9 protein-coding genes are annotated in these 8,360 nt (G+C 73.0%); 3 read left to right on the plus strand and 6 right to left on the minus strand.

Going from position 1 to position 8,360, the window contains the following annotated elements:
* Positions 1-25: 25 nt before the first annotated feature.
* Together ACFWBN_RS36155 and ACFWBN_RS36160 are read right to left on the minus strand one after the other, a co-directional pair.
* On the minus strand, positions 26-1,288 hold the full coding sequence (locus ACFWBN_RS36155) for an MFS transporter (RefSeq protein WP_385184835.1): 1,263 nt from the start codon (positions 1,286-1,288) through the stop codon (positions 26-28).
* A gap of 2 nt (positions 1,289-1,290) precedes the next feature.
* Positions 1,291-2,172 (minus strand): alkaline phosphatase family protein, encoded by an 882-nt coding sequence (locus ACFWBN_RS36160; protein WP_385184838.1) that lies wholly within the window; start codon positions 2,170-2,172, stop codon positions 1,291-1,293.
* 278 nt (positions 2,173-2,450) lie between these two features.
* Between ACFWBN_RS36160 and ACFWBN_RS36165 the strand changes: the two genes are divergently transcribed.
* Complete coding sequence (locus ACFWBN_RS36165; RefSeq protein WP_385184841.1) at positions 2,451-3,767, plus strand: alpha/beta hydrolase-fold protein; 1,317 nt, start codon at positions 2,451-2,453, stop codon at positions 3,765-3,767.
* Here the strand turns inward: ACFWBN_RS36165 and ACFWBN_RS36170 are convergent.
* Positions 3,745-5,265: a carboxylesterase/lipase family protein gene (locus ACFWBN_RS36170; protein ID WP_385184844.1), complete on the minus strand. Its 1,521-nt coding sequence runs from the start codon at positions 5,263-5,265 to the stop codon at positions 3,745-3,747. The two genes, ACFWBN_RS36165 and ACFWBN_RS36170, sit on opposite strands and share 23 nt — an antisense overlap.
* 123 nt (positions 5,266-5,388) lie before the next feature.
* Between ACFWBN_RS36170 and ACFWBN_RS36175 the strand changes: the two genes are divergently transcribed.
* Together ACFWBN_RS36175 and ACFWBN_RS36180 are read left to right on the plus strand one after the other, a co-directional pair.
* A complete protein-coding gene (locus ACFWBN_RS36175; protein WP_385184847.1) occupies positions 5,389-5,685 on the plus strand; it encodes a hypothetical protein in 297 nt (98 codons plus the stop codon).
* A gap of 95 nt (positions 5,686-5,780) precedes the next feature.
* Positions 5,781-6,068: a chaplin gene (locus tag ACFWBN_RS36180; protein WP_385184849.1), complete on the plus strand. Its 288-nt coding sequence runs from the start codon at positions 5,781-5,783 to the stop codon at positions 6,066-6,068.
* 106 nt (positions 6,069-6,174) lie between these two features.
* On the opposite strand, the gene ACFWBN_RS36185 is transcribed toward ACFWBN_RS36180, so the two are convergent.
* Genes ACFWBN_RS36185 through ACFWBN_RS36195 form a run of 3 tightly spaced genes read right to left on the minus strand, consistent with a single transcriptional unit; the run spans position 6,175 to position 8,018 of the window.
* Positions 6,175-7,038 carry a tyrosinase family protein gene (locus tag ACFWBN_RS36185; protein WP_385184852.1) on the minus strand — a complete coding sequence of 288 codons (864 nt, stop codon included), beginning with the start codon at positions 7,036-7,038 and terminating at the stop codon, positions 6,175-6,177.
* 15 nt (positions 7,039-7,053) lie between these two features.
* Positions 7,054-7,425 carry a tyrosinase family oxidase copper chaperone gene (locus tag ACFWBN_RS36190; RefSeq protein ID WP_385184855.1) on the minus strand — a complete coding sequence of 124 codons (372 nt, stop codon included), beginning with the start codon at positions 7,423-7,425 and terminating at the stop codon, positions 7,054-7,056.
* A 59-nt stretch (positions 7,426-7,484) separates the two neighbouring features.
* Positions 7,485-8,018 carry a GNAT family N-acetyltransferase gene (locus tag ACFWBN_RS36195; RefSeq protein ID WP_385184858.1) on the minus strand — a complete coding sequence of 178 codons (534 nt, stop codon included), beginning with the start codon at positions 8,016-8,018 and terminating at the stop codon, positions 7,485-7,487.
* Positions 8,019-8,360: the final 342 nt, after the last annotated feature.

Genomic DNA, 8,360 nt, shown 5'->3' on the forward strand with positions numbered 1-8,360 from the left:
CCTTTCGGTCGTGCCGGGACGGGGATCAGTCGGCGGCGGGGCTCAGCCGTACGCACACCGCGGCCGCCGCGGCGAGCAGGACGGCGGCGACGGCGAGGGCGGGGCGCGCGCCCCACACGGTCCAGGCGGCGCCGAAGCCGAGGGAGGCGGCGAAGCGGGCGAGGGCCTGGCCGGTCTGGACGAGGGCGAGTCCGGCGCCGCGGTGCTCCTCGGGCACGGCTCCGGCGGCCGCGGCCATCAGCACCCCGTCGGTGGCGGCGTAGAAGCCGCCGTGCAGCAGGAGCACCGCGTAGGGCAGGGCCGGATGGTGTCCTCCGAGGAGCAGGAGTCCGTACGCGGCGAGCAGCGCGAGGTGCCCGGCGAGGAAGACGCGGCTGCGGCCGATGCGGTCGGCGAGCCGGCCGAGCGGCAGCGCGAGGAGGAAGAAGGCGGCGGCGGTGCCCAGCGGCAGCAGGGCGAACCAGCGGTCGGCGATCCCGGTGGCGCGCTGGAGGAGCAGGAAGACGAAGCCGTCGCTGACGGTGCACAGTCCCAGGAGCAGCGCGCAGAGGCCGATCCGGCGCAGGTCGGGGCGGCGCAGCAGGCCCAGGGAGGCCCGCAGGGAGACGGGCTCGGCGTGCCGCGCCGGCCGGGTGCGGCGGCCGGGGACGAAGAGCACGAGCACCAGCACCCCGAGGGCGGCGACGCAGGCGCTGACGGTGAAGACGGCGTCGTAGCCGTCGGCGGCGCCGCGCAGGATGAGGAAGGCCAGGATCGGCCCGATCAGGGCGCCCGCGGTGTCCATCGCCCGGTGGACGCCGAAGGCCCGGCCGCGCTCCTCGGGGGCGACGGCCAGGGAGATCAGGGCGTCGCGCGGGGCGGTGCGCAGTCCCTTGCCGGTGCGGTCCAGCGCGAGGACGGCACCGATGGCGGGGAGGGTGTGGGCGAGCAGCAGCAGCGGCTTGCACACGGCGGAGAGGGCGTAGCCGAGTCCGGCGAGGGCCTTGTGGCGGCCGGAGCGGTCGCCGAGGTGGCCGCCGGTGAGCCGGACCAGCGCGCCGACCCCGTTGTAGAGGCCGTCGAGCAGTCCGAAGCCGAGCGGGGAGAGCCCGAGTCCGGCGACGAGGTAGAGCGGGAGCACGGCCGTGACCATCTCGGAGGAGATGTCGGTGACGAGGCTGACCGTGCCGAGGGCGAGCACCGTGGGCGCGAGCGCGGCGCGCCGCCCCGGGCCGCTGCCCGGGACGGCGGCCGGCGGCTCGGGGGTCACGGCGGGCGCGGGGGTGCCGCGACTGTCCGCAACGTACATGGTCAGGAAGCCCAGATCCCCGTGATGTCCTTGGCGGTGGCCGCGTTCCCGGCGTGGGTGGTCAGGCCGGCGAGGCCCTCCAGGGTGCGCAGCATGTCGTAGTGGTTGTAGGTGGTGCTCGACGTGGATCCCGCCGTGACGGGCTGGCCGTAGAGCACGGTGGGGATCTTGTTGCCGGCGAGCCGGTTGTCCTCGTCGAAGGTGACGACCAGGAGGCTGTTGTGGGTCTTGGCCCAGTCCGCGTAGGCCTTGAGGTTGTTCTTGAGCCAGGTGTCGCCGGTGCCCACGGAGCAGTCGTGCATGTCGTTGCAGAGGTTCGGGACGACGAAGGACACCTTGGGGAGCGTGGTGAAGTCCGTCGGGAACTGGGTCATGGTCTTCGCGGTGCTCGTGGGCACGTTGGAGAAGGCGAACCAGGGGTTGTGCTTGCGGGCGTACTTGCCGCTGGAGCACGTGGTGGAGCCCTGGCTGGGCAGGGTCTCGTTGTAGCTGGCCCAGCTCTTGCCGGCGGCGATCAGCTCGGAGGCCAGGTTGGGCGCGGAGCTGAAGCCCGGCGTGTAGCAGCTGTCGCCCGTGACGCCCTGGTGGGAGCCGGAGAAGAGCTGCAGGTAGTTGGGCTGGCTGGGGTGCGTGATCCCGTACGACTGGGTGAGGTTGGCTCCCCCGCTCTTGAGGGAGTTGATGTACGGGGCGCTGGAGCTGCCGATGACCTGGCTGTAGGCGTGGTTCTCGAAGACCACCACGACGACGTGGTCGGGGGCGGGCAGGGCGGCCGCGTGGGCGGGCTGGGCGGCACCGATGCCGGCCCACAGGGCCGTGCCGGCGGCGGTGAGGCCGAAGGCGGTGGCGAGGGCGGTCCTACGGCGGGATGTTGGCAGGCGCATGCCAAACACGGGGTACCTCCGGTGCGGAGTGGGGGCTCTGGGGGCGGCGCGGACGCACCATACCCAGCGACATGTGCATGGGCCAGGGATAGTCGGCGAACAGAACGGGAACTCCGCAGGCCCTTCCGGCGTCGGGCAACGGCCTTCTCCAGATCACCCCAAGAGAAGGAAAAATACGGAACCCTGGCACACTTTCGTACATCCTTCGAACGGAAGAAGGATCAAGCCGACCAGACCACCGCCCCCCTGGGGCAGCAGCAGCCGGAGAGCCACCGCACATGTCGTACTCACCCGACGGGCAGCAGTACCAGCCGTACCGGCCGGAAGGGCAGCAGCCGCAGCAGCCCTACGGCGACCAGTACGGCCGGCCGTCGTACGGACAGCAGCAGCCGCCGTACGAGTCCCAGGGCGGGCACCAGCCGCCCTACGGACGGCCGCAGCCCCCGTACGGGCAGCAGCAGCCGTACGAGCAGCAGGCTCCGTACGGCCAGGAGGCCTCCTACGGTCATGAGCCGGAGTTCGAGCCCGAGCCCCGGCGCAAGTCCCGGGTCAAGCGCTGGGTGATAGCCGGCGTCTCCGTCCTCGCGCTCGGCGGCATCGCGGCCGGGGTGTTGGCCTACTACGAGATACCCCCCTTCACCGACAAGGGTTCGGCGGTGTCCTTCGGGAAGCCGCCCGCCGGCGACGGCAAGAAGGGCGACACCGCGCAGCAGCCCGCGAGTTCCAAGATGCTGATGCCCACCGGGCCGGCCGCGGACTTCAAGAACTCGATGACCCTGCCCGACGGGACGCACGTCGCCGTCACCACGCTGGACGGCAAGAAGTCCGGCTTCAAGGGCAAGGTGTGGGTCTGGGCGCCCAAGGAGTACAACGACCCGAAGTTCGCCAAGAGCGGCTTCCCGGTCATGATCGCCCTGCCGGGCGGCGCCGGCTACCCGAGCAACTACTGGATGGGCACCGACCTGGGCCTCCAGAGCAGCATCGCGAAGTGGTACGGGGAGGGGAAGAGCAAGCCCTTCATCCTGGCCATGCCGGTGCTCAACCCGGGGCCGGACGACAAGGGCATCTACTGGGACGGCTCCGACATCCCCGACCAGCCCAAGATGGGCACGTGGCTGACCGAGGACGTCCCGGACCTGATGAAGGCGAACTTCCGCACCGTCAAGTCCCGTGACGGCTGGGCCTTCATGGGCTCCTCCACCGGCGGGTTCGCGGGCCTCAAGGCCGTCCTCAAGCACCCGGACAAGTTCAAGGCCGTGATCGCCTCCGGCCCGGACATCGTCCCGGACTCCTCGCTGTGGAAGGGCCACGACAAGGAGAAGGCCGAGAACAACCCGGAGATCCTGGCGAAGCAGCTCATCGACCGCAAGGGTCCGGACGTCTACCTCGCCTTCCAGGTCGGCGACAGCGAGAACAACAAGAAGACCCTGCCGGACGTGCAGAAGTTCATCGCCACCTTCGGCAACAAGGGTCCGGTCCACACCGACCTGAGGATCATCAAGGGCGGCCAGCACAACGCCAAGACCTACGTCCCGAACATGGGCGAGGGGCCGATCCAGTACATCAGCAAGGTCATGGAAGGACCCGTCGAGTAAGTTCGGGCGCCTCCGCCGCCCCGCTCGCCTCCTGTTTCCGCTCCGGCCCGCCGAACACCTTCGGCGGGCCGCCGCCGTTCCAGGGCTCCCAGCCCGGATCCCCCGTCACGGCGAAGCGGACCCAGGCGGCGTGCATCTCCTCGGCCAGCGGCTGCGGGGTGTCCGGCCCGGCCAGCCAGGACGCCTCCGGCACGCCGAGCGTGTCGAACACGAAGCCCAGCTCCAGGGCGTGGCAGGCGCCGAGCCCCGGCACTCCGGAGGGCCAGGCGAACTCGTACAGGAAGCTCGGCGCCGCACGCCCCGACCCGGCGAGCCGCCGTAGCGGGTCCCGCAGCAGCCGGTCGGTCAGCAGCTGCCCCGCGAGGTCCGCCGGGCCGGCCCCCGGCAGGGCGGCGCGCAGCTCCCGTACGGCGGCCCGGTCCTTGCCGCTGCGGAAGCGGGCCAGCGCCACGGTGAGCGGGCCCAGCCGGTCCAGCAGCCGCATCCCGCCGGTGGGGGCGAGCCAGAGCCGGTACTCCTCGGTGGTCCACCCCAGCAGCAGGGGCACCTCTTGGGCCGCCCCGGCGATCGGGTCGGCCGGGAGCGTGGCGGGATCGGCGACCAGCCCGAAGGCGGGACCGCCGAGCAGCGGGTTCGATCGGCGCAGCACGGCGCCCTGGGCGGCCAGCAGGTCGGGCAGGGGGACGGCGGCGAAGGCCCCGGCGGTCGCGGGCACCTTCAGCAGCGAGGCCATCCGCCGGACCATGGTGCGCACCCGGTCGCGCGGCAGCACCTCGGGGGCCCCGCTCTGGAGGACCGCCCGGGTGAAGAGCCCGGCGGCCTTGGGGGACGAGAGCAGGGCGCCGATGCTGATGGCCCCGGCCGACTCGCCGAAGACGGTGACGCGGGCGGGATCGCCGCCGAAGGCCCCGATGTTGTCCCGGACCCACTCCAGCGCGGCGATCTGGTCCAGCAGGCCCCGGTTGGCGGGGGCGTCGGGGAAGAGCCCGTAGCCGAGGGCTCCGAGGCGGTAGTTGAGGGAGACGAGTACGACCCCGTCGCGGGCGAAGGCGGAGCCCTCGTAGACGGGGACGGCCGAGGAGCCGCGGGTGAGCGCGCCGCCGTGGATCCACACCATGACGGGCAGCCCGGCGCCGGGCGTCGGATCGGGGGTCCAGACGTTGACCGTCAGGCAGTCGTCGCCCGGGATCTCCGGGTCGGGCAGCAGGGTCGCGAAGGGGTCGGGGTAGGGAACCTTGGGGGCGGTGGGGCCGTACGCACCGGCGTCGCGCACGCCGTCCCAGGCGGCCGGGGGCGCGGGCGCCGCGAAGCGGAGGGCGCCGACGGGCGGGGCCGCGTAGGGGACGCCCCGGAAGACGGCGCTCCCGTGGGCGCCGGCCCGGCCCTCGACCACGCCGTACGCGGTCCTGGCGCGGGGGCGGGATCCGCCGCCGCCGGCCCCCGTACGCTCGCCGTCGCGGTCGCCCTCTCGGCTGCCGCTGCCGCCCGCTGCGCTCATCCGTCCTCCTGAATCCGGTGCTCGGCGCACGGTCGCACAGCCGCCCAACGGGTGACAAGGCGTGACCGTGCCCGGGCCCGGTCGTGTTGGACGGGCATGCGATCCCTGCGTATCCACCGTGCCGTGCCCCTCCTGCTGCTGACGGCCGCCGCGCTCGCCGGCGGCCCGGCCCAGGCCTCGAACGGGCCCGATTTCCAGTACCTCGGCCAGGACGACCAGGTCCACAGGCTCCGCGCGCCGAAGGGCTGCGTCGAGGCCGAGGGCGGCGGCGCCCGGGCGGTCACCAACCACACCCGCGGCACGGCGATCCTCTACCGGGGCCCGCGCTGTACGGGCCCGGCGGTCGCGCGGCTGCGGCCGGGTGCGGTCACCCCGGTGCGGCCGTACTTCGCCTCCGTCCGATTTCCCGTCACCGGGTAGGCCCAACGGCCGTGACCCCTCGGCCCCCGCTGCGTTGTATGCCATGTCAAATGCCGCAGACTCTGTGGCGCCCCATATCTCACGAGGAGATCTTGATGTCGCGTATCGCGAAGGCATTCGCCATCACCGCTGTCACCGGTACCGCCGTGGCCGCCGGTGCGGGTCTGGCCGTCGCCGATGCCGGAGCGCACGGTGCGGCCGTCGGTTCCCCCGGTGTCCTGTCGGGCAACCTGGTCCAGGTTCCGGTCCACGTCCCGGTCAACGTCTGCGGCAACACGGTCAACGTGATCGCGCTGCTGAACCCGGCGTTCGGCAACACCTGCGTCAACGTGTCGGGCGGCCACGACGACCACCACACCGAGGGTGAGGGCTACGGCCACTGATCGCCTGAGTGACGGAAGGGCCCCCGCCGTACGGCGGGGGCCCTTCCCGTGTGCCGGGCGCCCGGCGCGCGCCGTCCGGAGGATTCGGAGCGCGCGCCGCGCGGGATCATTCGTAGCGGTAGAGGCCCTGGTGGCTGAACATCTCGCGCGGGGTGACGTTCCACGGGGGCATCGGCTCGTCGAGGGCGATGACCCGGCCGCGCTGGGCGTCGCCGGGCGCGGGCGGGGCGGCGGGCAGGTAGCCGGAGCCGGGGTGCCGCTGCTGCCAGCGGTCCCAGACCAGGTCCACGAAGGCGTGGTGCAGCCAGAACGCCGGGTCGTTGGGCGCCGTGCCGCCCGTCATGTGGCCGCCGATCCACTGGTGGACCTTGTTGTGGTTGCGCCAGCGCTCGCTCTTGGGGGCCGCCCAGCCCTCCAGCTTGTTGCGGAAGCCGCCGGCCGTGGCGGTGGAGTCCCAGGGCGAGACGTCGTAGACCGGATCGTCGATGGCCCACTGGAGTTCGGCCCGGGTGGGCAGGGAGACGGGGTTCTGCGGGCGGCCGAGGTTGCGGGTGAGGTAGGCGGCCTCCGTGATGCCGACGGTCACCGTCCAGTTGCCCTTGTCGTAGGCGAAGGGGCCGGTCATCACCCGTCGGTCGGCGGCCCGGCCGGTGCCGCCGAGGAAGTCCTCGGCCCACAGGGAGGAGACCGGGCTGGAGTCGGTGGTCCAGTCCCAGTACGGGACGGACACGCCCGGGTCGATCTCCCGCAGTTCCCTCTCGAACTCCAGCAGGTAGCGCCGGTGCCACGGGAAGAAGGACGGGGACATGTGCCCGACGCGCAGCCGGCGGTCCCGGTCGGGCACGAAGTACTTGTCGTGGGTGCGCACGAGGGCGTCGTAGGTGCCGTTGCGCTTGAGCTCCAGTACGGCTGCCGTGAAGCGCTTCTTCTGCGCGCTGGTCAGGTCCTTCTGGTTCTGCCGGGTGTACAAGGCGGGCTCCTCCCGTCAGCCGTGGTGCGCCGCGGACGCCAACGCCAGCTGTCCCGTGCCCAGTTCGTCGACCGCTGCGCGGGCGAGCTCCAGCGGCGTCCCGAACGACTGGAAGTGGTTGATCCCGCTGAGGTAGCTGCCGTCGGCCCGGCGCATGACGTGCAGCGGGCGGCCGTCGATCCGGACCCCGGCGGCGTCGACGGCGATGTGCCGGCCGCGGTACGTCTCCTCCTCGGCGAGCGGGGCCGGGGTGAGGGTCTGCCGCGGGCGCCGGGCGCGCAGTACGGGCGCCAGGGCCGCGGCCGTACCGGCGAGCACGGCCGCGGTGAAGGCCGCACGGAGGAATCCGCGACGGGTCGGAAGTGCGGCGGCGGGTGCGGCGGACATACGGTCTCCCTCGCTCGGTGGCCGGTGACTACGGGTCTAACGCGGCGCGGCGGGCGAGGTCACCCCTGCGGGTGCTTGTAGAAGAGCGTGGTGGGACGCAGGCGGCCGGCCGGATCGGTGGCGTAGTCGGGGATGGTGCCCACCTCGGTCCAGCCCGCGGAGCGGTAGACGTGCTCGGCGCCGCTGCCGGTCTCGGTGTCGAGGAAGAGCAGCACCACTCCGGCGCGGGCGGCGGCCGTCTCGGCCTCGGTGAGCAGGGCGCGGGCGGTGCCGCGGCCGCGGGCGGCCGGGTGGACCATGAGCTTGCGCAGCTCGGCGCGGTGCCGGCCGTTGGGCTTGGACTCCCGGTACCAGCTGACGGTGCCGTCGATCCGGCCGTCGTCGTCGCGGGACACCCAGAGCGCGAGGGAGCCCTCCTCCACGGCGGGCAGCAGGGAGTCCCACCAGGCGGCGGCCTCTTCGTGGTCGAGGCCGGCGAGGAAGCCGAGCGAGGAGCCGCCGTCGACCACGTCCCGGAGCAGGGCGGCCAGTTCGTCGCGGTGGGCGCGGAGTGCGGTGGCGGAGAGCGAGGTGATCATTGCCGGTGCCGTCATGCGGCGAGGATAGGGATCAGCGGGCGCCGCGCTGGTGGCGGGGCTGGGTTTGGCTCCGGCCGGTCCCCTGGCGGGGGGCTGGGCGGTGTCCCGTGCCGGGGGCTTCGCGGGGACCGGTGCCGGGGCCCTGCGGGGGCTCGGCGGTTCCCGTGCCGGGCTTCGCGGGGCCGGTGCCGGGGCCCTGCGGGGGCTCGGCGGTGTCCCGTGCCGGGCTTCGCGGGGCCGGTGCCGGGGCCGGGGTGGGGTGTCGGCCGGGACTGCATGATTTATGGCGCCCCATGGGAATTGACCTGTACGGGCTTGGTGCGCGCCACAAATCACGTTTTACGTCCCGGCCAACAC

This window comes from Streptomyces sp. NPDC059989 (genome assembly GCF_042736975.1).
GTDB lineage: Bacteria > Actinomycetota > Actinomycetes > Streptomycetales > Streptomycetaceae > Streptomyces.